The organism is Devosia honganensis (assembly GCF_042648785.1).
In the GTDB taxonomy this organism is placed as follows: Bacteria; Pseudomonadota; Alphaproteobacteria; order Rhizobiales; family Devosiaceae; genus Devosia; species Devosia honganensis.
Window position 1 is genome coordinate 194,698 of record NZ_JBHRYD010000005.1, and the last position, 26,506, is coordinate 221,203.

A 26,506-nucleotide genomic window follows, 5' to 3' on the forward strand; every position below is an offset into this window, starting at 1 on the left:
AATCGCCGCCGCCCTGCAAAGGCCGACTTTCGGATGGCGTCATCTCTCCCGCGCCAGGTCCGCCAGCAGGCCCGCCGCCACGCTGAGGCGCGAGACGGTGAGGCCGCCCTCGGTCAGCTCCTTCACCGCCGCCACGGTGCGCGCGATCCCCGCCCCCGCCCGGTCCTGCCAGTCCTGTGCCGAGCCGGCGGCCAGCGCGTCCGCCGTCAGGTCGCGCAGCGCCCGCATCACATTGGCCAGCGCCCGGTCGAGCGCCATGCGCTCGAAGCGGTCCTCGAGCACGAGACCGCGCCCGTCGGCGATGATGCGGAAGAGGTCGAACAGCCCGGCCACGCCGAAATAGGCCTGCGCCGCCGTTTCGAAGGCAACGCCGCAGCGCTCGCTGACCAGCACGATGTCGCTGGCATGGCCGATCAACGGCAGCTCCCCGATCCGCCGGGCGAGTTCCGCCGGCACCCCTGCCGCCTCGAATTCGCGGCTCCGCGCGTCGGGTTCCGCGCGCGGGCCGGCCGACGGCAGCCTCTCCACCACGCCGCGCAGGCTGCGCACGCCCTCGCGATGCCGCGCCACCAGCCCGTCGACGCCGTCGGTAACCGTCTCGTTACGCAAGAACCACAGCGTCTCCTGCCGCAGCAGCGCCGCCACCTGCCCGTAAAGCGTCAGTTGCACCGCGCCGGCCACTTTGCCGTCGAGCGCGTCGATGCCCTCGTTGAGCGCCGGCAGCTCATAGACGTCGCGCACCGCCGCATAGGCCAGCGCCACCTCGCCGGCGCTGGCGCTGGTGGCCGCCCGCAATTCCGAGACGAAGGCGGGGCCGCCGCGATTGATCATCGCATTGGCCAGCACCGTGGCGATCACCTCGCGCTTCAGCCGGTGCCGCTCCACCGCTTCGGGAAAGCGCCGGTGCAGGGTTTCGGGGAAATAGCGGAACAGCTCGCCCCCCAGATAGGGATCGTCGATCGACACCCCCTCCATCAGGTCGTCGAACAGCGTCAGCTTGGCATAGGCCAGGAGCACCGCCAGTTCCGGCCGCGTCAGGCCCTTGCCGGCGGCGGCGCGCGCGTCCAGCGCCGCGTCGTCCGGCAGGAATTCCACCGCCCGGTCGAGCAGGCCCCGGTCTTCCAGCCCCTCGATCAGCGCCCGCTGGTCAGGCAGTTCCGCCGCGCCCGCCCGCTCGGCCAGCGACAGCGCCAGCGTCTGCAGATAATTGTTGCGCAGGCACAGCGCCGCCAGTTCATCGGTCATCTCGGCCAGCAGCGCATTGCGCGCCGCCATGTCCAGCCGGCCCGACGCCACGAGCGGCGCCAGCGCGATCTTGATATTGACCTCGAGGTCGGAGGAATTGACCCCCGCCGAATTGTCGATGGCGTCGGTGTCGAGCCGCCCGCCGGCCAGCGCATAGGCGATGCGCCCGCGCTGCGTCATGCCCAGATTGGCGCCTTCCCCGATGACGCGGGCGCGGATTTCGTTCCCGTTCACCCTTATGGCGTCGTTGGCGCGGTCGCCCACCGCCGCGTGGTCCTCGTCCGGCGCCTTGACATAGGTGCCGATGCCGCCGAACCAGATGAGGTCGACCGGCGCGCGCAAAATGGCCCTGATCATTTCGGCGGGCGTGGCCTGGTCCGCCTCGAGCTCCAGCAGCGCCCGGATCTGCGGGCTCAGCGCCACCGTTTTCAGCGAGCGCGAAAACACCCCGCCCCCGGGCGAGAGCAGCGCCTTGTCGTAATCCTGCCAGCTCGAGCGGGGCAGGGCGAACAGCCGCCGGCGCTCCTCGAAGCTCGCTGCCGGGTCCGGATCGGGGTCGATGAAGATGTCGCGATGGTCGAAGGCCGCCACCAGCCTGGTCTGCCGGCTGAGCAGCATGGCGTTGCCGAAGACGTCGCCGCTCATGTCCCCGACGCCGGCCACGGTGAACATTTCCGTCTGGATATCGCGGTCCAGCTCGCGGAAATGCCGCTTGACCGCCTCCCAGCCGCCGCGCGCTGTGATGCCCATCTTCTTGTGGTCGTAGCCGGCCGAGCCGCCCGAGGCGAAGGCGTCGCCCAGCCAGAAGCCGCGGTCGACGGCGATTTCGTTGGCCGTGTCCGAGAAGCTGGCCGTGCCCTTGTCGGCCGCCACCACCAGATAGGGGTCGTCGCCGTCGCGGCGTACCACGTTCTCGGGCGGCACCACCTGGCCCTCGACCAGATTGTCGGTCACGTCGAGCAGCGCGCCGATGAAGATGCGGTAGCTCTGCGTGCCTTCGGCCAGCCACGCCTCGCGCGCCATGCCCGGCGCCAGAAGCTTGGGCACGAAGCCGCCCTTGGCGCCCACCGGCACGATCACCGCGTTCTTGACCTGCTGCGCCTTGACCAGCCCCAGCACTTCGGTGCGGAAATCCTCCTTGCGATCCGACCAGCGCAGCCCTCCGCGCGCGATGGCGCCGAACCGCAGGTGCACGCCCTCCACCCGGGGCGAATAGACGTAGATTTCCCGATAGGGCCGGGGCGCCGCCAGCCCTTCGATGCGGCCGCTGTCGAATTTGAGCGCCAGCGCCGGCCGTCTGGCGCCCTCGGCGTCGCGCTGCCAGCCATTGGTGCGCAGCACCGCCTCGATGAGGTTTTCGAACCGGCGCACGATAGTGTCCTCGTCCAGCGACGAGATGGTTTCCAGCGCCGCCGCGATATCGGCCCGCGCCGCCTCGGCCGCCGCCTCGCGTCCGGTCAGGCCCGGATCGTGCAGCGCCTCGAACAGCCGCACCAGCGCCCGCGCCGCCGCGCTCTGGGTCACCATGACCTCGGCGATATAGCGCTGCGAATAGGAGATGCCGGCCTGCCGCAGATAGCGCGACAGCGCCCGCAGCAGCGCCGCCTCGCTCCAGTCGAGCCCGGCCAGCGTCACCAGCGCGTTGAGCCGGTCGCTTTCGGCCGCGCCCTGCCACACCGCCGACAGGCCCGCCTCGATCGCCGCGCCGCGCGCCGCGACGTCCAGCGCGCCGCCCTCCGCCTCCACCACCATGTCGTGCAGATAGCGCTCCACCCCGTCGCGCGGCACCAGCGTATAGGTGCGCTCGTCGATCACCCGGAAGCCGAAATGCTCCAGCATCGGCACCCGGTCGCTCAGCGGGATCGGCGCTCCTTCCTGGTAGAATTTCAGCCCCAGCGCGCCGTCGCTGCCGGAGCGGTCGCAGAGGCGGATGGCGACGCCGTCCCCGAGCCGGGCGAAGATCCCGATATCCTCCAGCGCTTCGGCGACGCCGTTGCGGCTCTGATAGCCCTCGGGGAAGGCTTGCCGCCAGTCGCTGATCGCGCCCGGCTCGGGGGCCGCGGCCGCCAGCCTGTCGGAGAAGTCCTGCGTCAGCGCCGCCACCGCCGCTTCCAGCGTGGCGCGGTCCGGCCGCGGCGTGGCCCCGCCGCTGCGGCCCACGATCACGTGCAGCCGCACCAGTTCCCCCTCGGGGAAATGCGGATAGAAGGCCGAAACCCGGCCCCCGTAGATATCGGCCAGATAGCGGGTGATGCGCGCTCGCACCTCGCCGTCATAGCGGTCGCGCGGCACATAGACGAGGATGGAGACGAAATTGTCGAACAGGTCGATGCGCGGCAGCACCCGGACCCGCGGCCGGTCGTAGAGCCCGGCGATGGCCTCGGCGAATTCGGCGAGCTGCCCGGTCTCGATCTGGAACAATTCGTCGCGCGGATAGGCGTCCAGCGCCCCCAGCAGCGCCCGCCCGTCATGGCTGCGCGGGTCGAGCCCGGAGCGCCGCATCACCTCGCCGATCTTGCGGCGGATGATCGGCACCTCGCTATGGGGCGCCGCCTGCGCCTGCGCCGTATAGAGCCCCACCACGCGCAGTTCGCCGCTTGCCGAGCCGTCCGGCCCGAACAGCTTGATGCCGACATAGTCCATATGGGCGCGCCGGTGCACGCGGGCGCGGATATTGGCCTTGGTCACCAGCAGTGGCGCGTCGCTGCGCGCGAAAGCCACCAGTTGCGGCGTGCTCTCCACGTAATCGGTGCCGCTGCGCAGCACCTTGAGGCTGTCGTCGCGCAAGATGCCCAGCCCCGTGCCCGCGACCGGCACCAGTTCCTCCTCCTCCAGCCGGTATTCGCGCAGGCCCAGAAAGGTGAAATTGTGCTCGCCCAGCCAGTCGAGGAAGCGCTGCGCCTCGTCGCGCTCCGCCCGCGGCGCGGCCCCGAGCCCGGCCATGGCCTGTCGCACCCGCTCCAGTATGGCCTGCCAGTCGTCCACCGCCCGGGCGACGTCGCGCAATGTCATCTCGATTTCGGTCGTCAGCGCCGCGATATCGGCCACCGGATCGCTGTGGATATGCAGCACGCTCACCGCCGCGCCGTCCGCCGCCACCACCGTGCCGCCGCGCATCTGCACCACCGGGTGGGCGAACAGCCGGACGCTGCCGCCCATGGCTCGCAGCGCCGCCAGCGTGCTGTCCACGATGAAGGGCATGTCCGGGGAGATGACGTCGAGCACCAGCGGTGCGCCGGCGGTTTCGGGCGGCGTCGCCGCGATCCGCGTGCCGTCCGGCAACCCCTCGGCCAGCCTGCGATGGGTGCGTTTCAGCGCCGCGATCAGCGATGCGGGGTCCTGCCGGGCCAGATCGTCCGGATCGATGGCTGCAATGGCTTCGGCCAGGAACAGCGCCAGCCCGCCATCGCCCTCCGCCGCCCGCTCCGCCGCCTCCAGAACCCGCTTCCTCGTCACGCTCGCCATCGTCATCGCTCCTGAATAGCGCCTTTTTCTTCCCGCTCATCGAGGGGCCGGGCTATCGCATATGGCTGTTCGATGCGCCCGGCTCCTTCGCCGCCCCCATCAAAACACGAAAGCCGCTAACAGGCATGAACGCCGGTTCGTTTTTACCCGGCTTCCTGGTGGCCGATTGGCGGGTTGGGCGTTTACCTCTTGTTAAACTCTATCTTTGTGGTAGTGATTGCGCCGCGTTTTTTCAATGCGGGGGCATTTGATGCCGAAGCTGTCACAATACGTTTCCTACGCGGCCCTTGCCGCCGCCCTGATCCTCGGTTTCGCCGTCACGGCCCAGGCCGGGATTTTCTTCTAGACGGCCTTTCCCGATCGCCCGGAGCGTTCATTTCGGGGTCTTGGCGCAATTTATCCCCCACGTCGGGCTGCCCTCGGGGAGAGGGTGGCGCGCCGGGTAAGAGGGAGCCGCCAAAGCCGTCGGAACCACCCCTCAATGCAGCCGCGCCGGCTCGACGGGGCTGAACGGCCCGCTGCCCACTTTCGGGCCGGCCCAGAACACCACATAGAGCAGGTCGCGTCCGGCGGCGTCGGTGATCTCGATGGAGCGGGGGGCGTCCATGTCGCCGCCTTCGCCGGCCACCCGGTCGATGATGGCGCGGCCCATCTCGGCGGCGATGTGCTCTGCCGCCTCCAGATTGGCCAGTTCGCTCCCGTCATGGTCGCGGATGAGTTCGTCGTCGGTTCGGTAGTGGAAGTAGTAGCGCGGCACGGTCAATCCCCCATATGCGGGATAAACGTCAGCAGGGGCGGGAGGTTGCCCCGGCGAGGCGGTCCGAATGTCGCATCCTCGCGCCGGTCAGTCGAGCCCGTCGAGCCGGCGATAGCCATGCCGGTGCCAGACGAGGGGCTGGCGCGCCGGGTCGGTTTCGGCATCCACGATCGCCCCGGCGAACAGCACATGGGTTCCGGTTTCCATCGCGCCGATCACCTCGCAATCCAGCGAGGAGACCGCGCCCTGCAATTGCGGCTGTCCGGACGGCCAGGCGCCCCAGCGCCCCACTTCGAACCGTTCCGGCACCGGCACCTGCCCGGCAAAGGCATCGGCCACGGCCGTCTGGTCGCTGGCCAGCATGGCGAACGAAAAGCCGCCGGTGCGCGAGATCAGGTCGGCCAGCCGGCTGACGATGTCGATGGATACCAGGATCGCCGGCGGCTCGGCCGACAGCGACAGCACCGAGGTCACGGTCCGTCCGACCCGCTCGTCGCCGCGCCGCGCCGTCACCACATGCACGCTGGAGGCCAGGCCGGACATGACCGCGCGGAATTCCGAGTCGTTCACCGCCGGGCGGCGGAGCGGGCGCAGGGCCATGCTGTCGGGCAGGTCGAAATCGGGCATCAGGCTGGTCATCGCGTATGGTCGCTATGGATGCAAACGAAGTTTATGCGATCTGCCGGCGGGTGGCCCCTGGAATCTGGCCGGCCCGGCCGCTCGACAAAGGCAAGCGTTCGCCCCCGGGACGCCCGGGGGCGGAAAATATCGCACTTGCGTCGCGGTGTCCAAATGGAGGGCGGCGCCGGCGCCGCCCTGCGCATGGGTTCCGGCTTTAGCCCAGATTGGCTTCGGCGAACTCGTAATTGGCGAGCTTGTCCAGGAAATTGCTCACATAATCGGGGCGGCGATTGCGGAAATCGACATAGTAGGAGTGCTCCCACACGTCGAGGCCGAGCAGCGGCTTGCCCTCGCCGGTCGCCAGCGGATTGGAGCCGTTCGGGGTCTTGGTGGCCTTGAGCTTGCCGTCATTGCCCAGCACCAGCCAGGCCCAGCCCGAGCCGAACTGCGTGGTGGCAGCGGTCTTGAAGGCTTCCTTGAAGGCGTCGACCGAGCCGAAATCCTCGACGATCTTGGCTTCCAGCTTGCCGGGGAGCTTGCCGCCGCTGGGCGACAGCGCCTGCCAGAAATGGATGTGGTTCCAATGCTGCCCGGCATTGTTGAACACCGGCGCCAGATCGGCCTTGCCATTGGTGAAGGCGACGATTTCCTCCAGCGACTTGCCCGCCAGGTCGGCGTTCTTTTCCACGAAGCCGTTGAGCGCCGTCACATAGGCCTGATGGTGCTTGCCATGGTGCAGCTCCAGCGTTTCCTGGCTCATCCCGCGCTCGGCGAGGGCGGAAACGGCATAGGGCAGGGCGGGGAGGGAGAAGGTCATTCGGGGCTCCTTTAGCGGCGACACGCCGCCGCCTTGTCAGGCGGCATCGGTCGGGTTAATTTCCAAGCAATGACTTTGAAAACCTATTCCGCAGATATGTCAAGCACGGGCTTGGAAAACCCGGAGTGGTCGCCCCGCAACCCTGCCGAGCGCATTCTCATGGCGCTCAAGATGCATGGCAGCCTGTCCGCGTCCGCCCTGGGCGATCGGCTCGGCACCTCCAGCGAGGCGGCGCGCCAGCAATTGGTGCGCCTTGCCGGCGAGGGGCTGGTCGCGGCCCGGAGCGCCTCGTCCGGCGTCGGCCGGCCCACCCAGCTCTGGAGCCTCACCCCCGCGGCCCAGGCGCGCTTTCCCGATACCCACGCGGCGCTGACCGTGCAATTGCTCGATATCGTCCGCCAGCATATGGGCGAGGCGGCGCTCGATGCCATCATCTCCGTGCGCGAGGCCGAGACCCGCAAGGCCTATCAGGCCGCCACAGCCCACGCCCCCGATATCCGCTCCCGCGTCGCGGCGCTGGCCGACCTGCGCAGCCGCGAGGGCTATATGGCCGCCTGGACCGAGCAGCCCGACGGCTCCATGCTGCTGGTCGAGAATCACTGCCCCATCTGTGCCGCCGCCATTGCCTGCCAGGGTTTTTGCCGCGCCGAGCTCGAAGTCTTCCGCGCCGTTCTCGGCCCCGGCGTCGAGATCGAGCGGCAGGACCATATCGTGGCCGGCGGCCGCCGCTGTTCCTACCTCATCAAGGCGTCTTCCCATGGCCCAGCCTGATCGCCCGCCCGCCGGCACCCGTCTCACCCGCATCGGCTGGGAAACGCCCGAGGGCCTCGACGAGGTCCTGATCCGCGCCGTGGTCGATGAATTCTACGGTCGCGCCCGCCGCGACGATGTCATCGGCCCGGTATTCAACCGCGTCATTCCCGACCCGGAATGGCCCGCCCATCTCGCCCTCATCGCCGATTTCTGGAGCTCCATGCTGCTCGGCACCGGCCGCTATGGCGGCCGCCCCATGCCCAAGCACATGGCCATTCCCGAATTGGCCGACAGGCATTTCATGCGCTGGCTGCGCCTGTTCCGCGAGACCGTCGAGGAAATCTGCTCCCCCGAAATCGCCGCGCTCTTCGTCGAGCGCTCCGAGCGCATCGGCAATTCCTTCCGCATGAACATCGCCATGCGCCGCGGCGAGGACATCCGCGCCATGCCTCCCCTCCCGCGCGAGCCCTCCCCCAGTTGGAAACCGGAATAGGCCCTCGAGAGCCTTTCATTGTCTCCCCTCCCCCTTGAGGGGAGGGGCCGGGGGTGGGGGTCCCCTTCGGAAGTGGGGCTGTTTCCTATCCCTCCTCGTAGACGCGCACGCTCCGGCCGTCGTCCCGTTCCACCAGCCGCCCGGCCTGTCCGGTCGTCGCCACGGCGCGTTCGGCCATTGCCGGGTCCGTGTCCAGCTTGCCGGCGCCGGCATCGTCGGTGGAGAGCACCGAGGCCTTGAGCAGTTGCGAATAGGGGTGCTCGGGCCGGTCCAGCACCGTGCGCGCATCCCCCATTTCCACGATCCGCCCACGCTGCATGATGATCAGCCGGTTGGAGATGTAATAGGCTGTGGCCAGGTCGTGGGTGATGTAGATCACCGAGACCTTCAATTCGTCGCGCAGCGTCTTGAGCAGGTTGACGATGCTCATGCGCAGGCTCGCATCCACCATCGACACCGGCTCGTCGGTGATCAGCAGCGGCGGGTTGGGGATCAGCGCCCGCGCGATGGCGCAGCGCTGCAACTGCCCGCCGCTCATTTCGTGCGGAAAGCGCCCGCGCACTTCCTTGAGGCTGAGCCCCACCTTTTGCAGCGCTTCGTCCATGGCCCGGTCGATCACGGCCCTGTCGCCGGTGCCCAGGAACCGCCGCGCCGTGCTTTCCAGATAGCGCTCGATCTGCTTGAGCGGATTGAAGGCCTCGAACGGGTTCTGGAACACCGGCTGCACATTGGCCATGAATTCGAGCCGTTCGGCGCGCGGCGCGCGGCGGTCGATCCGCTGGCCCCGGAACAGGATTTCCCCGGCGCTGGGATCTTCCAGCCCCAGGATCATCCGCGCCAGCGTCGTCTTGCCCGAGCCGCTTTCCCCGATGATGGTGAAGATTTCCGGCGTTTCGGTATGCAGCGAGAAGCTGGCGTCGAGCACCGCATCGACGCTTCTGCGGCCGAATACGCCGCCCATGGCGAAGCGCTTCGAGACATTGCGCACATCGAGCAGCGTGGTCATGCCGTCACTCCCGCCGCCGGTCCGGCCCCCACCAGCGGCTCGACGTCCCGCCACCGCCAGCAGGCGCTGCGCTGGTCCGGCCCCACCGTCTCCAGCGGCGGCGCCTCCTTGCGGCATTTGTCCACCGCCAGCGGGCAGCGCGGATGGAAGCGGCACCCCTGTGGCGGATCGGCCAGGTTGGGCGGTCGCCCCTCCAGCGCCGGACGCTGCTGAATGTCCCCGATGCGCGGCAGGCTGGCCACCAGATGCGCCGTATAGGGGTGTTTCGGGGTGAAGAACATCTGCCGCGTCGGCCCTTCCTCCACCAGCCGCCCGGCATAGATGATGCCCACCCGGTCGGCCATGTTGGCGTGCACGCTCATGTCGTGGGTGACGAACACCACCGAGGCGCCCATGTCCTTCTGGATGTCGCGGATGAGGCTCAGCACCTCCTTCTGCACCACCACGTCCAGCGCCGTGGTCGGCTCGTCGGCGATGATGAATTCGGGGTGGCACACCGTGGCTAGCCCGATGGTGACGCGCTGGCGCATGCCGCCCGACAATTCGTGCGGATAGGCCCGCAGCACCTCCGGGGGCAGCTTCAGCCGCGCCAGATGGCCCACCACCCGCTGCTCGAACGCCGCGCCCGACAGCCCCAGCGGCTTGGCGGCGAAATCGCGGAAGGTCCTGCCGATGCGCCGCACCGGATTGAGCACGCTCATCGAGCCCTGCATGATGTAGGAGAGGCTTTTCCAGCGCACCGCCTCGATCTGGGCCGGGCTCGCCCGCGCCACGTCGATCGGCCCGCTGCGGAAGTCGTAGAGCGCCCGTCCCTCCACCACCCGCAGCGGCGGGCGGATGGCGGCGGCCAGCACCTTGATGAACGAGGTCTTGCCCGACGAGCTCTCCCCGGCAATGCCATAGACCTCGTTGCGGCGCACCGTCATGGTGATGTCGTCGACGGCGCGCACCTCGCGCTCCACGCCGAAATAATTCATCTGGTAATAGGCCTTGAGCCCTTCGACCGTGAGAAGATCGTCAGTCATGCGCAGCACTCTCCGCCAACCGGGGGCCCACCCCGCTCATGCGCCCATCCTCCGCAGCCGGCTGCGCGGGTCGATATATTCGTTCATCGAGATCGCCAGCAGGAACAGCCCGATAAAGGTCATCACGATCAGGATCACCGGAATGAGGATCCACCACCACACGCCCACGATCATCGCCGAATGGTTGTTGGCCCAGTAGATCGCCGTGCCGATGGTGGGGATGTTGAGATTGGTGAAGCCCAGCACCGCGAGGGTGACTTCCAGCCCGATCGACCAGATCATGTTGGCCATGGCCGTGGAAAAGATGATCGGCACCACATAGGGCAGATGCTCCTCCAGCATGATCTTGCGCGCCGACATGCCGGCGAACACGGCGTGGCGGGTGAATTCCCGGTGCCGCAGCCCCACCGCCACCGAGCGGATCAGCCGCGCGTCGAACGGCCAGCCGAAACTGGCCATGATCAGCGCCAGGTTGAACGTGTTCATGTCGCTGCGCAGCACGAAATAGAACAGGATGAGGATGGGGAAGATGGGGATGGCGACGAAGATGTCGCAGAAGAACATCAGCACCCGGTCCACCCAGCCGCCCAGATAGCCGGCGGCCAGCCCCACCGCGATCGCCAGGGCGCGGGAGATCAGCGCCACGATGATGCCGAAGAACAGCGTGTTGCGCAGCGCGAAGCTCATTTGCCAGAACAGGTCCTGCCCGCGCGAATTGGTGCCGAACCAGTATTGCGCGCCGGGCGGCATGTCGGGAATGGCCACATAGATGGCGGTCGGGTCGACCGGGGAGAAGAAGCTGAGGCAGGCGAAGATGACCACCGCCGTCACCAGCACCACGCCGATGGCGAATTCCAGATTGTAGTGGATGAGGTCGCGGAAAACGCGGAACATGGGGGTCACTCCGCCTTGACGCGCGGATCCAGCAGCGGATGGATCATGTCGATGATGAAGATCGCCGTGGCCACGGCGATCACCGCCACGCAGGACACCGCCAGCACCACCGCCGAGTCGCCGCCGTTGACGGCGCGGACCAGCAGGCTTCCCAGCCCCGGATAGGCGAAGACCTGCTCGGTGATGATGGTGCCCGAAAAGATCAGGCCCAGCGCCATGGCGAGCGCCGTGAGCTGCGGCACCATGGCGTTGCGGATGACATAGGAGAAGACGATCCGGCGCTGGTCGACGCCCGCCAGTTCCGCATAGGTGACATAGTCTTCCGTGACGATGTTCGACACCAGCGCCCGCATCCCCAGGAACCAGGTGCCGATGCCCGAAATGACCAGGGCCGAGATCGGCAGGATGGCGTGATGCAGCACCGAGCCGATGAATTCGGGCGTGAAGCCGGGCCGTACGTTCATGGCGAAGCCGCCCGAGATCGGCAGCACCGGCCAGAAGAAGCCGAAGATGATGACCATCAGGAAGGCGACGATGTAATAGGGGATCGGCTGGATGGCGATGGCGACCACGCCCACCGCCTTGAGCGGCTTGGAATTCTGGTAATAGCCGGCCAACCCCCCGAAGATGTTGCCGATGAGCCAGGCGATGAGGATCTGCACCGCCATCAGCCCCAGCGTCCAGGGCAGGGCCAGCGCCACGATGCGCATGGCCGGCGTCGGGAAGGCGATGAGCGAGGGGCCGAGATCGCCCACGATCAGGCGCCCGAGGAAATTGAAATATTGTTCGTGCAGCGGCACGTTGAGCCCGAACAGCTCGGTCAGCGTCTGGCGCAGCGACTCCACCGCCTCGGGGCTGTAGCTCGATTGCCCGCTCACCCGGCCGATGATCGATTCCACCGGGCTGATGGGGCTGAGATGGGAGATGAAGAACGCGGCCGTGACCCCGGCGAAGATGACGGCGATCAGTTGCACCAGCCGGCGCAGGACAAAGAACAGATACGACTTCATTCAGCTCGAACCTTGTGCCGCAGGAAGATGCGGCGCCCGATGATGGTCCGGGCGCCGCACGGGACCGCTATTGCTGTGTCGGCTTGAGCTGGGTGAGGATGTATTTGCTGTTCGCCCAGTTCGTCACGATATTGGCATAGGGCCGCTCCTCCGCCGTCGGGAAGCCCGTCCAGTAGCGGGTGTCGTAGGCCGAGAAGACGTTGAACGACATCATCGGGATGACCGGCATCTCGTCCACCATCAGCTTCACGAACTCATGGCCGAGCTCGAGATTGCGCGGCGAGGTGAACTCGGTCCGGCGCACTTCCTCGATGATCGCGTCCAGCCGCTCGTCCTGCCACCGCTGCCAGTTGCGCTGCGGCTGGCGTTCGCCGGGCTCGGCGACATAGTCCGAGTGCCAGCTTTCCAGGAAGAACGACAGGTCGGGATCGCCGCCCCAGGTCTCGATCGACCAGGCCGTGGCCGCTTCGTAATTGCCCAGCGGCAGGGTTTGGGCGAAGATCTGCGGATCGGCCTCGGGGGTGACCCGGACGCCCTGCTGGCTCCATTGCTGCGCCGCCATGGTGCCGAAGCGGTTCATCACGCCTTCGGTGAAGGTCTTGATGGTGAAGGCGAAGGGCTGGCCGTCGGGCGTCATCCACTGGTCGCCCTGCTTGGTGAAGCCTGCGGCCTCCAGCAGTTCGCCGGCAGCCTGCACGTCCTGCTTCCACCAGCCATAGCCGAAGGCGGTGCGGATGGCGGTCTCGTCCGTGGGCACGGCGTCCCCGAATTGCGGGCGCACCATGTCGGCGACCTGCAGGCCGATGGAGGGGTCATAGGGCTTGATCGTGCTGGAGCCGGTGTCGAGCTCATAGTCGATCAGCCAGTCCTGCAACGGCCCGTGATAGTCCCTCGGATGGGTTCCCGTGGGCGGGATGGCGATGGCCGACAGGGTTGCCGCCCCGCGATAGGACGCCATCGAGATGGCCCGCGCGTCGAGCATCAGCGCCAGCGCCCAGCGGACGCGCTTGTCCTGGAACCGCTCATCCTGGTTGTTGAAGATGATCATCGGCAGCGTCGGGTCCGGATGGGCATAGGGGAAGCCCGGGAACCAGCCGCGCGACGTCTCCGACTGCTGCACGAGGCTGAACATGCCTTCGGGCGTCAGGTCGTGGATCATGTCGAGATTGCCGTTCACCATCTCGATCAGGCGATTGTCGGTCGAGGGGATGGAGCGGTAGATCACATATTGCGGGGCCGGCTCGCCCCAGATGGCCAGGGCGGTCTTGTCCCAGTCCTCGCGCTTCTCCCAGATATACCAGTAGCCGTTGGGATCGTAGGAATTGAGCGTATAGGGCCCCAGGCTCACCGGCGGGTTGAAGTCATAGGCCAGGACGTCCTCGACCTGCGAGAATACGTGCTCGGGCATGATCCAGGCGCCGTTCCAGCGAACCGAGAACAGCGAGTGGAAACGGGAATTGGGCTGCTTGAGCGAGAACTTGACCGTGTAGTCGTCGAGGGCCTCGACGGTCTCGACATTCTGCGAGAACGGCGCGCTCCACACCATGCCCGGCGTGTTCATCTGCGTCTCGACCGTATAGACCACGTCGCCGGCGTTGAACTCCTCGCCGTCGCTCCACAATATGCCTTCGCGCAATTTCACCGTCATTTCGGTGAAGTCTTCATTGTACTGCCAGGGCTCGGCGGCCAGTTGGTTATAGAGCGCCCCATCCAGCCCTTCGTCCGGGTCGATGAACCACAATGTGTCGGTGGAGAGCTGATGCAGCCCGTTCGGCGCCGAAACGCCCGCTCCCGCCACCCACAGATTGAACATGTCGGGATTGGTCGGCGGCGAATCGGGATTGTTGATGATCAGCGTCTGTTCACGCGGAAAATCGGTGATCGGCGGCGCGGCCGCTTCCTCCTGGGCGATGGCGGCGGTTCCGGCTCCCATGGAGACCAGAACGGCCGACGCCAGAAGCGTCTTCCAGATTGTCATGTTTTCCTCCCTTGTTGGAGTGTGTCGCTCCAGCGGCGGCGCCCTCCAGCGCCACCATTAGTCATACTTAACCGGCTGTCAGCACTTGTCAATGTTGTTTATGATACAAATCCATAATCATGATATAAAGACATGGAAAGGGGCGCGTCGCGGAACGACGCGCCCCGGTGGGTCGATGCAGTCCCCGATGCTAACGATGTGCTGACATTCGCCGCATGGTCGCGACAGCCGCCGTTCAGAGCTTCACCCGGATCATCTGGTAGGAATAGGGCGGCAGCGCGACCGTGAGCCGGTCCCCCTCGATGCGGGCCCCTTCGCCCTTTTTCGGCGCCACCTCGTCCTGGTTCCGGGCCGTATTGACCGCCTTGAGGTCGGGATGGGTCATCACCTGGTGGTCGATGATGCTGCCGCTGCCGAAGCCCTGGAGGCTCACCTCGGTCTCGATGCTGTCGCTGGGGTGGCGGTTGACCAGGAAGAAGCTCAGCGTCCCTTCGTCCTCGTCGTGCACGCCGGCGACGTCGACATAGGGCGTTTCGGCGGCGTGCGTCGTCTCGTATCCGGGCGAGCGGGTGGCCAGGTGCAGCGCCGTGCCGCGGCCGAAGACGGAGGCGAAATAATAGGGATAATAGATGGTCTGGGCCCACGCCGGCCCGCCCTTTTCGGTCATGATCGGGGCGATCACGTTCACCAATTGGGCGATGCAGGCGATCTTCACCACGTCGGAGCGGCGGATGAAGGTGTTGAGGATCAGCCCCACCATCAGCACGTCTTCGAAATTGTAGATGTCTTCCAGCAGGCCCGGCGCGTGCGGCCAGCCGCTATTGCCGTCGAGGATTTCGCGGTCCTTCTTGTTGGAATGATACCAGACGTTCCATTCGTCGAAGGAGATATAGACGTCGCGCTTGCTCTTTTTCTTCGATTTGACCTGGCGGATGGTGGCCGCCACCGTGTCGATATAGGTCTCCAGCTTGTGGCTGAGGCCGAGATAATTGGGGGTGTTGTCGTCGCGATTGGCGAAATACATGTGCAGGCTGATATGGTCCACATGCTCGTAGGTATGCTCGAGCACGATGCGCTCCCAGTCCGGATAGCTGGGCATGTCGGCATTGGACGAGCCGCACACGATCAGCTCCAGCGACTTGTCGAACATGCGCATGGCGCGGGCGGTATTGGCGGCCAGCTTGCCATATTCGTGGGCGTCCTTGTGGCCGACCTGCCAGGGGCCGTCCATCTCGTTGCCCAGGCACCACATCTTGACGTTCCAGGGCTCCTTGCGGCCGTTCTTGATGCGCAGGTCGCTCCAATAGGTGCCGCCGGGATGGTTCACATATTCGAGGAAGTTGCGGGCCTCGTCGACGCCGCGCGAGCCCAGGTTGACCGCCAGCATCATCTCCGTGCCCACTGTCGCGCACCAGTCGGCGAATTCGTGGATGCCCACCGCATTGCTTTCCGAGGTGTGCCAGGCCAGGTCGAGCCGGGTCGGGCGCTCCTCGCGCGGGCCGATGCCGTCCTCCCAGTTATAGGCCGAGACGAAGTTGCCCCCCGGATAGCGCACCACTGGTACATTGAGCTTGCGGACCAGTTCGGCGACGTCCCCGCGCATGCCGTCCTGGTCGGCGCTCGGATGGTCCGGCTCGTAGATGCCTTCATAGACGGCGCGGCCGAGATGTTCGAGAAACGCCCCATAGACACGATCGTCGATTTTGGCGATCGTGAAATCCTTGTTCGCGATGACGGACGCTTTCACCGTGCCCTCCCACTAATTCCGTTTTACTGATTTATATCAGTATTATTGTTTTAGCTGGCAAGGCGCGGCGATGCAAGAGCCATCGTCCTCCGCCCTTTCGGCCGGGCGAGGCATTCAAAATAGATATTATAAAACAATAGGTTATTTTGCGGTTTGCAGGCGCAGGACAATGTCCTGGTCGTAGTTTCCGAAGCCGCGGCCGAAGATATTGATCCCGCCGGGATGCTTGGCATCCGGCTTCACCGCGATGCGCAACCGGATCGAATGGTGGTTGGCCAGATCCAGGTCGGTCAGCGAGACCTCCGAGATTTTCATGCCGTCCACATAGGTTCCCTCGGCGGTCACCCGCCAGCCCTTGAGCTTGCCGTACTGGCTGCCCTTGAGCTTCCACCAGTCGGGCGTATAGACGCCGCGCTTGTCGCCGTAATCGCCCGTCGACATCCAGGTGCCGATCTCGGTGCCGTTGACCGACAGCGTGATGTCGCTGGGCCAGTCGGCCGAGGTTCCGGGCACTTCCGAGCTCAGCTCCATGGAAAATTCCATGGCCTCGATGGTGTTCTGCGCCAGCCTTGCATTGTTGGGGAACTGATATTCCACATAGCCGCTGGTGAACCAGATGAGCCCCGCCTTCATGCGGTTGGGGTCGAGAAACGTGTCCGGAACGTCCAGCAGGCCGATGATTCCCTCGGTGGAGCAGAGCCCGCACGGCGCCGACACCTCGCAACTGGTATAGAGCCCCAGCGGCATCGACACCTCGATCGTATTGGAGCGCAGCGGCTTGATGTCCTCGCCGAACATCACCAGCACTTCGTCGAAGGTGGAGTGGCAGATCTTCTGGTTGCCCTTGCGGGCCTTCTGCATCTCGGTGCGGATCAACCCTGCCTTTTCAAGGATTTGCAGATTGGTCGACACGGTGGACTGCGGCAGGCTCAGCCGCTCGGCGATCTCGTTGCCGTTGAGCGGGCCTTCCACATGCAGCAGCTTCAGCATCTTGACGCGGATCGTCGAGGCCAGCCCCTTGAGCACCTCGATGCCCTCTTCGGGGTCGATGACCAGAAAATTACGGCTCATGGGGGGAGGGATCTCTCGGAAGCAACGGTTTCCAGTGTCTATCAGGAAATCGGAATCGATCAACCCGCTCCTCCGAACCGCGGTGCCGCCGCCGGTCCGCGAGGCCTATTGACTTGTATGGAAGGCGGGGCAATCCTGTCCTCGTCTGAGCGGGATCAAACCTCTCGGGAACGGCCGGAGACACGTCATGGGCCCATGGGCCCAGCCAGGGTATGTGGTCAAGCGTGCGCTACGCGGTACGTCTTCTGTCTGACCGATGCCGACACCGGACAGATGCTCGTATCGACCTTCTGAGTTGCCCGCAAAACGATGCTCAACCGTGCGGTCGCGGTTGGCGGGAGGCTTTCCCGGCAGCGGCGCCGCTCCGTCCCCGAAAACGGGGCAGACGGGAGGACAGGCTGGCCGGAATGAACACATCGCCCTCTTTTCGCCCGGCCTGACATGGCTGTCCGGGCCGTCGCGCCCGGCTTGGGGCAGGGCGGGAAAGAGGTACGTAAATCAAAGCGACGATCGGCGCCCGCCGGGAGGAATGGCGGGAGCTGCATCAGCGATGCTCAAGGGAGGAACGAATGAGCATATTGAACAGACGGACATTCATGGGGGCCGCCGGCTCCCTCGTCGCGCTCTCCGCTTTCGGCCGGCCGGCCCTGGCGCAGGGCACGCAGATCCGCCATTTCTGGTGGGGCAATCCCGAGCGGGACAAGCGCACCTTCGCCGTCATCGATCTTTACAATCAGAAGCAGTCCGACGTCACCGTGGTTGGCGAAACCCTTGGTTTTGCGGATTATTTCACCAAGCTCACCACCCAGATCGCCGGCGGCAACATGCCCGACGTGATCCAGCAGGGCTATGGCGTGCTGTTCGAATATATCGCCAATGGCGCGGTGGTGCCGCTCGACGACTATATCGGCAACACCCTCGATATCTCCCGGATCGACCAGAGCGCCATCGATGCCGGCACGGTGGACGGCAAGTTCTATGCCCTGTCCATCGGCGCCAACAGCCATATGGCCATGTACAATACCAGGCTCTTCGAGGAAGCCGGGATCGTGCCGGGCGAAACCTTCGATCCTTATGGCTATACCTATGACGAGCTGAGGGAATTCGCCGCCGCCATCAAGGAGGCGACCGGTGTTCCGGGCACCGACGACAATACCGCCGACTACCAGAACTTCTCCGATTTCGTCGGTCAGAAGGGGGCCATGCTCTACGAGGAGGACGGGTCCTACGGGCCCACGCAGGAGATCGTCGAGGAATATTGGAGCACCTGGGAGAACATCCGCAACGCCGGCGGCACGCCTCCGGGCCCTGAATCGGCGGGCCTCTCGGGCGTCGCCGAACTGAGCCAGATGGGCGTCGTCACCGGCAAGTCGGCCATGACCTATCTGTGGTCCAACCAGCTCGTGGGCGTGAAGGGCCTGATGCAGGACAAGCTCGGCGTCGCCATGTATCCCAACACGCCCGACATGATCCCGGGATCGGTGGTGCAGCCCAGCCAGTTCGTCTGCCTCACCCGCGACAGCGTCGATCCCGAAGCGGCGACGGCCTATATGAGCGCCTTCGTCAACGATCTCGACATGACCGCCATTCTGGGCCTCGAGCGCGGCATTCCCAGCCAGAGCGACGTCCGCGCCGCTCTCCAGCCCGAACTGACGGAAGTGGAAGCCCTCTCGGTCGAATATTTCGACAAGATCCAGGGCAAGACCGCGGCGCTGCCGCCGCCTCCGCCCAGCGGCGCCAACGAGGTCGAGCAGACCTTCGAGCGCCTGGCGGTAGCGGTCTTGCTGGGCGAGCGGTCAATCTCGGAGGTCGCCGGCGATTTCCTCAACCAGGCCAGAGCGATACTGGCGCGCGCCTGACGCCCGAACCCGTTCCGCCGCCCCTCTCCCTGGGCGGCGGACACTGTTTTCCGACCGATGGGAATGGCGAGATATTGGAGTGTCCGTGCTGAAATTCCTGCGCCGAAACGTCGCCGGCTATGCCTTCCTGTCGCCCTGGCTGGTCGGCTTCTTCCTGCTGGCGATCGGCCCCATCCTCGCCTCGCTCTATCTCAGCTTCACCAAATACAATGTGGTGCGCCCGCCCGAATGGATCGGCCTCGAAAACTACGCCTATATGATCCAGTTCGATCAGCGCTTCTGGAAGGCCTTGCAGGTCACCTTCACCTTCGTCGTGGTGTCGGTGCCGCTGAAGCTGATTTTCGCGCTCGGCGTCGCCATGGCGCTCGACAAGGGCGTGCGGGCCATCGGCTGGTATCGGGCGTTGTTCTACCTGCCCTCCATTCTGGGCGGCTCCATCGCCGTCGCCATCCTCTGGCGCCAGCTTTTCAACTATGACGGCGTGGTCAATGCGGTGCTGCGCCTGTTCGGATGGGATGGTCCCTATTGGCTGGCCGATCCGAAATATTCGCTCTGGACGCTGATCGTCCTGGCCGTCTGGCAGTTCGGCTCGCCCATGCTGATCTTCCTCGCCGGCCTGCGCGCCATTCCGCAGGAATTGTATGAGGCTGCCGAGATCGATGCCGCCACGCCGGTGCGGAAATTCTTTGCCATCACCGTGCCGCTGCTGGCGCCGGTCATCTTCTTCAATCTGGTCCTGCAGATGATCGAGGCCTTCAAGAGTTTTTCCGGCGCCTTCATCATCTCCAACGGCCGCGGGGACCCGCTGGACAGCCTGCTGTTCTTCACCGTCTATCTCTACAACGAGGCGTTCAGCTTCCTGCGCATGGGTTATGCCTCGGCGCTGGCCTGGGTGTTGTTGCTTATCATCGCCCTCTTCACCGCCATCGCCTTCTGGACCAGCAAATACTGGGTCCACTACGAGAACGAGCGGGGCTGACCATGACGACGATGAGCGCACCGTCCACCGCCGAGATCGCCCGTTCCTATCGCGAGGCCCGGGCGCGCCGCGCCCGGCGCGCCGGTATCCTCAAGCATGTCTTCTTGATCCTGACCTCGCTCGTCATGATCTATCCGCTGATCTGGATGCTCGCCGCCTCGCTCAAGCCGGACAACCAGATTTTCGGCAATCTCGGCCTGTGGCCGCAGCAATTCGAATGGCAGAACTATTGGGAGGGCTGGAACGCCCTACCGGTCAGCTTCAGTACCTTTTTCTGGAATTCCACCGTGGTGACCGTGCTGTCGGTCATCGGCAACGTCATCTCCTGTTCCTTCGCCGCCTACGCCTTCGCGCGGCTCGAATTCACCGGCAAGACCATCTGGTTCGCGCTGATGATGATGACGCTGATGATCCCCTATCACGTGGTCCTCATTCCCCAATATATCCTTTTCCTCAACCTGGGCTGGGTGAACACCTATCTGCCGCTCATCGTGCCGCGCTTCCTGGCCGGCGACGCCTTCTTCATCTTTCTGATGATCCAGTTCTTCCGGCAGTTGCCCCGCGAACTGGACGAGGCGGCGATGATCGACGGCTGCTCGCCGTTCAAGATCTACTGGGCCATCATCATGCCGCTGTCGCTGCCCGCCATGGCCACGGCGGCAATCTTCTCCTTCATTTGGACCTGGGAGGATTTTCTCGGGCCGCTGGTCTATCTCAACGACATGGCCGACTATACCGTCCCGCTCGCCCTCAGAAGCTTCATCAGCACCGATGGCGCCAGCCAGTACGGGCCGATGTTCGCCATGTCCATCCTGTCCATCCTGCCCATCCTCCTGTTCTTCATCATCTTCCAGCGGCTCATCATCCGCGGCATCGCCATGAGCGGGCTGAAATGAGCGGCTCCGCCTTTTTCCTTCCCGCCTCGAGCAGTCCAAGGACCACGAAATGGCGTCTGTAACCCTGAGCGAAGTGCGCAAGGCCTATTCCGGCTTCGAGGTCATCCACGGGATCGATCTGGAAGTGCAGTCCGGCGAGTTCCTGGTTCTGGTCGGACCCTCCGGCTGCGGTAAATCAACGCTGTTGCGCATGATTGCCGGGCTCGAGGACATCACCGACGGAACGATTTCCATCGGTGGCCGCGTGGTCAACGATCTGCCGGCGAGCCAGCGCAATCTCTCCATGGTGTTCCAGTCCTATGCGCTCTATCCGCATATGAGCGTGCGCCGGAATCTCGCTTTCGGCCTCACCAATCTGCGCATGCCCCGGGACGAGATCGATCGCCGCGTTGCCGATGCCGCCCGCATTCTGCAGATCGAGGACCTATTGGAGCGCAAGCCGCGCCAGCTTTCCGGTGGCCAGAAGCAGCGGGCGGCCATCGGCCGCGCCATCGTGCGCGAGCCCCAGCTTTTCCTTTTCGACGAGCCTCTGTCGAACCTCGACGCCGAATTGCGGGTGCAGATGCGAGTGGAGCTGGCCAATCTCTACAACCGCCTCGGCACGACGATGATCTACGTCACCCACGACCAGACCGAGGCCATGACCATGGCCACCCGCATCGCCGTGCTCAACAAGGGCAATCTCGAACAGGTCGGCACGCCCTACGAGCTCTACAACGCTCCCCGCAATCTCTTCGTCGCCAGCTTCATCGGCTCGCCGAGAATGAACCTGCTGGAAGGCAGGGCGGTGGGGCAGGGGGTGGATCTGCCCGGTATCGGAACGCTTCCGGCAAAGCTGCCGGCGGGTTCCGTCACCATCGGGGTCCGTCCCGAGCATCTCGCCATCGGCCAGCCCGGCGATCTTTCCGTGGAGGGCACCGTCAGCCTCGTCGAGTATCTGGGCAGCGAGCTTTTCGTCTATGTTGACTTGCCCGGCGGCCGGACCCTCCTCGCCCAGGCTCCGGGCAATGCCCGATATCGGCGCGGCGACACGGTGGCGCTCGGCTTCCGCGCCGCCGATGCACATTTCTTCGATGCCGAAGGCCTGCGTCTCGAGGCCGTGCTGTGACGCATCCGCTGCTCGAAAAATTGCGCCGCCTCGACGTCGCCGGGCAGATCGGCCCTCTCGCCAAGCCGGGCGACGCGCCGTTGCTCGAGGAATGGCGCCGCTCCGGCATAGGTTTCGTCTCGAGCGCCGACCGCCTCACCGCCCGCTATTACGACGCCGTGCGGGAGCTTTTCGATTGCATCGCCCCCGCGGCCGACGAAACGCCGATCCTGCACGAGGGCGGCATCTATCACGGCTGCTGGCTGGAAAGCACCGGCACCATCAATGCCGAACTGCTGAGCCGCTTCCTGCCCTCGATCGCCGAGACCACCTTCGCCGCTTTCATGCGCCACCAGCGCGAGGACGGGCTGTTTCCATATAAGGTCACGCCGCAGGGTCCCGCCTACAGCCAGATCCAGTTGGTGACGCCCCTGGCGCGCTCGGTCTGGAACCATTTCGCCCTCAATCGCGCCGGCACGGACTGGCTGAGCCGGATGTTCGGCGCCATGGCGCGTTACGACGTCTGGCTGGCCAGATATCGCGATACGCTGGGAACCGGCGCCGTCGAGGCGTTCTCGGCCTATGATACCGGTCACGACCTGTCTTCCCGTTTCTGGCATGTGCCCGACAGCCCTTTCGGTGGCGATCCGGCCCGGTACGATCCCGACAATCCCATCCTGCCGTTCATCGCGCCGGACCTGACCGCGAACGTGGCCTGCCAGCGCGACTATCTGGGTCGGATAGCCGATGCTCTGGGCGAGGACGGCGGCGTGTGGCGGACCAGGGCGGAAATCAGCCGCGCGGCCCTTTTCGAGCAATGCTACGATCCCGACGACGCCTTTTTCTATGACCGGGATCGGCATGGCCGCATGGTCCGCATCCAGTCGGACAATCTCCTGCGCGTCCTGGCCTGCGAGATCGGGGACGGCGAGTTCTTCAGCGAAGCGCTGGAGCGCTACCTGCTCAACACGAGGAAATTCTTCGCGAAATTCCCGCTGACCTCCATCGCGCTGGACGATCCGCGTTTCGATCCCAATTTCGGCCAAAACAGTTGGGATGGGCCCAGTAATTTCCTCAGCATCATCCGTGCCCCTCATGCCTTCGAGCATCATGGCCGGGACGTGGAACTGACCTGGATCATGCAGCCCGTGCTTTCGGCGCTGTTCGCTGCCGACCGGTTCCCGCAGACGCTCAGCCCCTATACCGGCGCCGCCGGCTTCACCGAAAAATATTCGCCCGCCATCCTGTGCCTGCTCGATTTCGTCGAGCGCCTGTGCGGCATCCTGCCCAGGCCCGAGGGCACATTGTGGTTCACCGGCTTGCTGCCCAAGCCGGCGACCCATCGCCATGAAATCTGGGAAACCGCCTATGCCCGCACCGTGGACGGCAGGCATTTCGAGCTTCTGAACACCGCCGGGGAAAGCGAGCTCTATCGCGATGGCGAGTGCATCTGCCGGTTTCCCCCGGGCCTGCGGCTCACCACGGACCGGGCCGGCGGGCTGCTGGGCATCGAGGGATTGACCAGCCGGCCTCTTTCCGCCTCCCTCTTTCATGACGGGCGCGAACTGCCTTTCGCCGTTGGACCGAACCAACGCCTGGCCCTCGCGCCCGATGGCAGTTTCCAATCCGCCGCCGATCCGGGGATGGTCCTGCCCTCTTACGGATAGGGCCGAGCGGCGTGCGCTGGAGGGACGCGAAGACGCTTGATCGCAATCTCCACAAGGCGCAAACTCCGTGACAGGACGGTGACAGGGAGGGGGCCTAAGCTCTCCGTTACGGACAGAAATTGTCCGCCTTGTTTTTGGGAGGATCTATGAACAAGCTTCTTCTCGCGGCGCTGGTGTCGAGCGCCCTGTCCGTGTCGGCCTATGCGGCCGACTATACCATCATTGCGCCCGCCGCTCCCGGCGGCGGCTGGGACCAGACCGCCCGCACCATGCAGGAGGCGCTCACCGCCGAAGGCATCTCGGGCAATGTGCAGGTCGTCAACGTTGCCGGTGCCGGCGGCACCATCGGGCTGGCCCAGTTCGCCACTCAGGATAACGGCAATCCCAACGCCCTGATCGTCGGCGGTTACGTCATGGTCGGCGCCATTCTCACCAATGCCTCGCCCGTGACCCTCGATAATGTCACGCCCATCGCCCGCCTCACCGGTGAAGCCGTCGGCATCGTGGTCCCGACCGCCTCCGACATCCAGTCCATGGACGATCTGGTGGCCAAGCTGAAGGAAGACACCGGCGCCGTATCCTGGGCCGGCGGTTCCGCAGGCGGCGTCGACCATATCACCGCCGGCCTCATCGCCAAGGCCATCGGCGTCGATCCTACCCAGGTCAACTACATCGCCTATTCGGGCGGTGGCGAGGCGCTGGCGGCCATTCTGGGCGGCCAGGTGACCGTGGGCATTTCCGGTATCAGCGAGTTCGGCCCGCAGATCGATGCCGGCGAACTGCGCCTGATCGCCGTTTCCACCGATACCCGCGTACCGGGCTTCGATGCGCCGACCCTCGAGGAAGCCGGCGTCGACGTGGCGGTGCAGAACTGGCGCATGGTCGCCGCCGCTCCGGGCATCACCGACGAGCAGCGGGACGCCATCACCGCCGACATCAAGGCCATGGCGGAATCGGCTGCCTGGCAGACCGCGCTCGAGACCAAGGGCTGGGTCGACACCTATCTCGACGGCGAAGCCTTCGAGACCCAGCTCGATGCCGATATCGCCGCCACCGAGGCCATCCTGAAAGATATCGGCCTCGTCCAATGACAACCGGCTCCTCCAGGCCTGAGCGCCGCCCCGATGGGGCGGCGCTTGTCGTCGCCGCCATCCTTGCCGGTATCGCCGTGGTGATCTTCTGGCAGACCGCCCAGATGCGCGTGCCCCCAGTGCAGCAGCGCGTCGGCCCGACGGTATTCCCCTATGTGGTTGCCACCGGCCTGGCGCTTCTGGCTGTCGGCACCGTCGTTTCCGCGCTGCGCAACGGCTTTCCCGAGCGCAGCAAGGATGATTTCCGGCCGATCCTGTGGATCGTCGGGGGTCTTGTGGCACAGATCCTGCTCCTGTCCACCGCTGGTTTTTCCATCGCCACCGGCGTGCTCTTCTCCTTTACGGCCAAGGCCTTCGGCCGCGGTCCGCTCTGGCGGACGACGGCAATCGGCGCGGTCTTCGCCTTCATCGTCTGGTTCATGTTCGCCAAGGGCCTGCAACTGTCCCTGCCGACCGGGCCGGTGGAGCGCCTGCTGACGACGGGGAGTTTCGGCTGATGGAAACTTTCGATCTTCTCGCTCAAGGCCTCGTCTCCGCCTTCCAGGTTCAGAACCTGATCTATGCGTTGATCGGCGTGACCCTGGGCACCGCCGTGGGCGTGCTCCCCGGCATCGGCCCCGCCCTGACCGTGGCCTTGCTTCTCCCCGTCACCTACAAGCTCGATCCCGCCGGTTCGCTGATCATGTTCGCCGGCATCTATTACGGCGGCATGTATGGGGGATCGACCACTTCCATTCTGCTCAATACGCCGGGCGAGAGCGCTTCCATCATCACCGCCCTCGAGGGCAACAAGATGGCCCGGCAGGGCAGGGGCGGGCCGGCGCTCGCCACCGCCGCCATCGGCTCCTTCGTTGCCGGCCTCATCGCCACGCTGGGGCTCGCCTTCGTCGCGCCCTATGTGGTCCGGCTGGCGCTGTCCTTCGGCCCGGCCGATTATTTCGCGCTGATGGTGCTGGCCTTCATCACCGTTTCGGCCGCCTTCGGCGACAGTGCCCTGCGCGGGTTGACCGCCCTGTTCATCGGTCTGGGCCTGGGGCTCATCGGCATCGACCTGCAGACCGGTCAGACCCGACTCGCCTTCGGCATCATGGACCTGCTCGACGGCATCGAGGTCACGACGCTCGCGGTCGCCCTTTTCGCCATCGGTGAGACCCTCAAGACGGCCTCCGACCCCGAACAGGTCAAGGCTGAGGTCGTGGCGGTCAAGGGCTCGGTTTGGATGACTATCGAGGATTGGAAGCGGAGCTGGGCCTCCTGGCTGCGCGGCACCTTCATCGGCTTCCCCATCGGCGCCATGCCTGCGGGCGGCGCCGACGTCGCCAGCTTCCTCTCCTACAGCGCGGAAAAGAATTTTTCGAAGAACCCCGAGGAGTTCGGCAATGGCGCCATCGAGGGCGTCGCGGGACCCGAAGCCGCCAACAATGCGTCCGCGGCGGGCACGCTCGTGCCTCTGCTGACGCTGGGCCTGCCCACCACCGCCACCGCCGCCATCATGCTGGCCGGCTTCCAGCAATTCGGCCTGCAGCCCGGTCCCTTGCTGTTCGCCAACAATGCCACGCTGGTCTGGGCGCTGATCGCGAGCCTGCTGGTCGCCAACTTCATGCTCCTGGTTCTCAACCTGCCGTTGATCGGGCTGTGGGTGAAACTGCTCACCATCCCGAAACCCTGGCTCTACGGCGGCATCTTGGTGTTCGCCACGCTGGGAACGCTGGGTGCCAACGGGGCCATGTCGATGGCCATCGGGCCGGTGCGGATTTCGTTCGAACTGGTGCTACTGCTCGCCTTCGGCGTTCTGGGTTATTTGCTGCGCCGCTTCGGCTATCCCATCGCCCCGGTCGTCGTGGGCCTGATCCTGGGGCCCATGGCCGAGCAGCAATTGCGCCGTGCGCTCGCCATCAGTCAGGGCGACCTGGCCATCCTCGTTTCATCGCCCGTCTCCATCGTCCTCTATCTGGTGGCGATCCTGGCGGTCGGATTGCCGCTTTTCCTCAGGCTCCGCGGCAAGGGCGAGGTGCTGGGACAGCTTGCCACCGACGAGGATTGAG

At 65.4% G+C, this 26,506-nt stretch carries 21 protein-coding genes; 10 read left to right on the forward strand and 11 right to left on the reverse strand.

Going from position 1 to position 26,506, the window contains the following annotated elements; all coding sequences use genetic code 11:
• Window positions 1-39: 39 nt before the first annotated feature.
• From ACFOOL_RS07840 to ACFOOL_RS07855, 4 genes are all read right to left on the reverse strand, one after another.
• Window positions 40-4,716, reverse strand: a complete 4,677-nt coding sequence (locus tag ACFOOL_RS07840) for an NAD-glutamate dehydrogenase (protein ID WP_380096392.1) — start codon at window positions 4,714-4,716, stop codon at window positions 40-42.
• A 472-nt stretch (window positions 4,717-5,188) separates the two neighbouring features.
• The gene (locus ACFOOL_RS07845; protein ID WP_380096393.1) at window positions 5,189-5,467 is read right to left on the reverse strand and encodes a DUF6894 family protein; all 279 of its coding nucleotides are present in this window, start codon (window positions 5,465-5,467) and stop codon (window positions 5,189-5,191) included.
• Window positions 5,468-5,554: 87 nt separating this feature from the next.
• Window positions 5,555-6,106 (reverse strand): flavin reductase family protein, encoded by a 552-nt coding sequence (locus tag ACFOOL_RS07850; protein WP_380096395.1) that lies wholly within the window; start codon window positions 6,104-6,106, stop codon window positions 5,555-5,557.
• A gap of 196 nt (window positions 6,107-6,302) precedes the next feature.
• Window positions 6,303-6,905, reverse strand: coding sequence for a superoxide dismutase (locus tag ACFOOL_RS07855; protein ID WP_380096397.1), 603 nt, complete (start codon window positions 6,903-6,905; stop codon window positions 6,303-6,305).
• Window positions 6,906-7,064: 159 nt separating this feature from the next.
• On the opposite strand from ACFOOL_RS07855, the gene ACFOOL_RS07860 reads away from it, so the two are divergent.
• Window positions 7,065-7,676: a helix-turn-helix transcriptional regulator gene (locus tag ACFOOL_RS07860; protein ID WP_380096399.1), complete on the forward strand. Its 612-nt coding sequence runs from the start codon at window positions 7,065-7,067 to the stop codon at window positions 7,674-7,676.
• On the forward strand, window positions 7,663-8,151 hold the full coding sequence (locus ACFOOL_RS07865) for a group III truncated hemoglobin (RefSeq protein ID WP_380096401.1): 489 nt from the start codon (window positions 7,663-7,665) through the stop codon (window positions 8,149-8,151). The genes ACFOOL_RS07860 and ACFOOL_RS07865 overlap by 14 nt, the downstream gene beginning before the upstream one ends.
• Before the next feature lie 85 nt (window positions 8,152-8,236).
• Here the strand turns inward: ACFOOL_RS07865 and ACFOOL_RS07870 are convergent, their stop codons facing one another.
• From ACFOOL_RS07870 to ACFOOL_RS07900, 7 genes are all read right to left on the reverse strand, one after another.
• The gene (locus tag ACFOOL_RS07870; RefSeq protein WP_380096403.1) at window positions 8,237-9,157 is read right to left on the reverse strand and encodes an ABC transporter ATP-binding protein; all 921 of its coding nucleotides are present in this window, start codon (window positions 9,155-9,157) and stop codon (window positions 8,237-8,239) included.
• Complete coding sequence (locus ACFOOL_RS07875) at window positions 9,154-10,182, reverse strand: ABC transporter ATP-binding protein (RefSeq protein WP_380096405.1); 1,029 nt, start codon at window positions 10,180-10,182, stop codon at window positions 9,154-9,156. The genes ACFOOL_RS07870 and ACFOOL_RS07875 overlap by 4 nt, the downstream gene beginning before the upstream one ends.
• 36 nt (window positions 10,183-10,218) lie before the next feature.
• The gene (locus ACFOOL_RS07880) at window positions 10,219-11,076 is read right to left on the reverse strand and encodes an ABC transporter permease (RefSeq protein WP_380096407.1); all 858 of its coding nucleotides are present in this window, start codon (window positions 11,074-11,076) and stop codon (window positions 10,219-10,221) included.
• Window positions 11,077-11,081: 5 nt separating this feature from the next.
• Entirely contained in the window at window positions 11,082-12,086 is a 1,005-nt protein-coding gene (locus tag ACFOOL_RS07885) for an ABC transporter permease (protein WP_380096410.1), read from the reverse strand.
• 67 nt (window positions 12,087-12,153) lie between these two features.
• A complete protein-coding gene (locus tag ACFOOL_RS07890) occupies window positions 12,154-14,064 on the reverse strand; it encodes an ABC transporter substrate-binding protein (RefSeq protein WP_380096411.1) in 1,911 nt (636 codons plus the stop codon).
• Between the two features lie 235 nt (window positions 14,065-14,299).
• Window positions 14,300-15,811: an arabinosylfuranosidase ArfA gene (gene arfA / locus ACFOOL_RS07895; protein WP_380096412.1), complete on the reverse strand. Its 1,512-nt coding sequence runs from the start codon at window positions 15,809-15,811 to the stop codon at window positions 14,300-14,302.
• Window positions 15,812-15,952: 141 nt separating this feature from the next.
• Window positions 15,953-16,882: an ArsR/SmtB family transcription factor gene (locus tag ACFOOL_RS07900; protein WP_380096413.1), complete on the reverse strand. Its 930-nt coding sequence runs from the start codon at window positions 16,880-16,882 to the stop codon at window positions 15,953-15,955.
• Window positions 16,883-17,451: 569 nt separating this feature from the next.
• Between ACFOOL_RS07900 and ACFOOL_RS07905 the strand changes: the two genes are divergently transcribed.
• From ACFOOL_RS07905 to ACFOOL_RS07940, 8 genes are all read left to right on the forward strand, one after another.
• Window positions 17,452-18,741 carry an ABC transporter substrate-binding protein gene (locus ACFOOL_RS07905; protein ID WP_380096414.1) on the forward strand — a complete coding sequence of 430 codons (1,290 nt, stop codon included), beginning with the start codon at window positions 17,452-17,454 and terminating at the stop codon, window positions 18,739-18,741.
• An 85-nt stretch (window positions 18,742-18,826) separates the two neighbouring features.
• Complete coding sequence (locus ACFOOL_RS07910; RefSeq protein ID WP_380096415.1) at window positions 18,827-19,720, forward strand: carbohydrate ABC transporter permease; 894 nt, start codon at window positions 18,827-18,829, stop codon at window positions 19,718-19,720.
• An 11-nt stretch (window positions 19,721-19,731) separates the two neighbouring features.
• Window positions 19,732-20,616: a carbohydrate ABC transporter permease gene (locus ACFOOL_RS07915; protein ID WP_380096600.1), complete on the forward strand. Its 885-nt coding sequence runs from the start codon at window positions 19,732-19,734 to the stop codon at window positions 20,614-20,616.
• 49 nt (window positions 20,617-20,665) lie between these two features.
• Complete coding sequence (locus ACFOOL_RS07920; RefSeq protein WP_380096416.1) at window positions 20,666-21,724, forward strand: ABC transporter ATP-binding protein; 1,059 nt, start codon at window positions 20,666-20,668, stop codon at window positions 21,722-21,724.
• The gene (locus tag ACFOOL_RS07925) at window positions 21,721-23,370 is read left to right on the forward strand and encodes an MGH1-like glycoside hydrolase domain-containing protein (protein WP_380096417.1); all 1,650 of its coding nucleotides are present in this window, start codon (window positions 21,721-21,723) and stop codon (window positions 23,368-23,370) included. Before ACFOOL_RS07920 ends, ACFOOL_RS07925 begins: the two co-directional genes overlap by 4 nt.
• Before the next feature lie 146 nt (window positions 23,371-23,516).
• Window positions 23,517-24,461, forward strand: a complete 945-nt coding sequence (locus ACFOOL_RS07930) for a Bug family tripartite tricarboxylate transporter substrate binding protein (protein WP_380096418.1) — start codon at window positions 23,517-23,519, stop codon at window positions 24,459-24,461.
• Window positions 24,458-24,958: a tripartite tricarboxylate transporter TctB family protein gene (locus ACFOOL_RS07935; protein ID WP_380096419.1), complete on the forward strand. Its 501-nt coding sequence runs from the start codon at window positions 24,458-24,460 to the stop codon at window positions 24,956-24,958. Before ACFOOL_RS07930 ends, ACFOOL_RS07935 begins: the two co-directional genes overlap by 4 nt.
• Window positions 24,958-26,505 carry a tripartite tricarboxylate transporter permease gene (locus tag ACFOOL_RS07940; RefSeq protein ID WP_380096420.1) on the forward strand — a complete coding sequence of 516 codons (1,548 nt, stop codon included), beginning with the start codon at window positions 24,958-24,960 and terminating at the stop codon, window positions 26,503-26,505. The genes ACFOOL_RS07935 and ACFOOL_RS07940 overlap by 1 nt, the downstream gene beginning before the upstream one ends.
• The last annotated feature ends 1 nt before the right edge of the window (window position 26,506 follow it).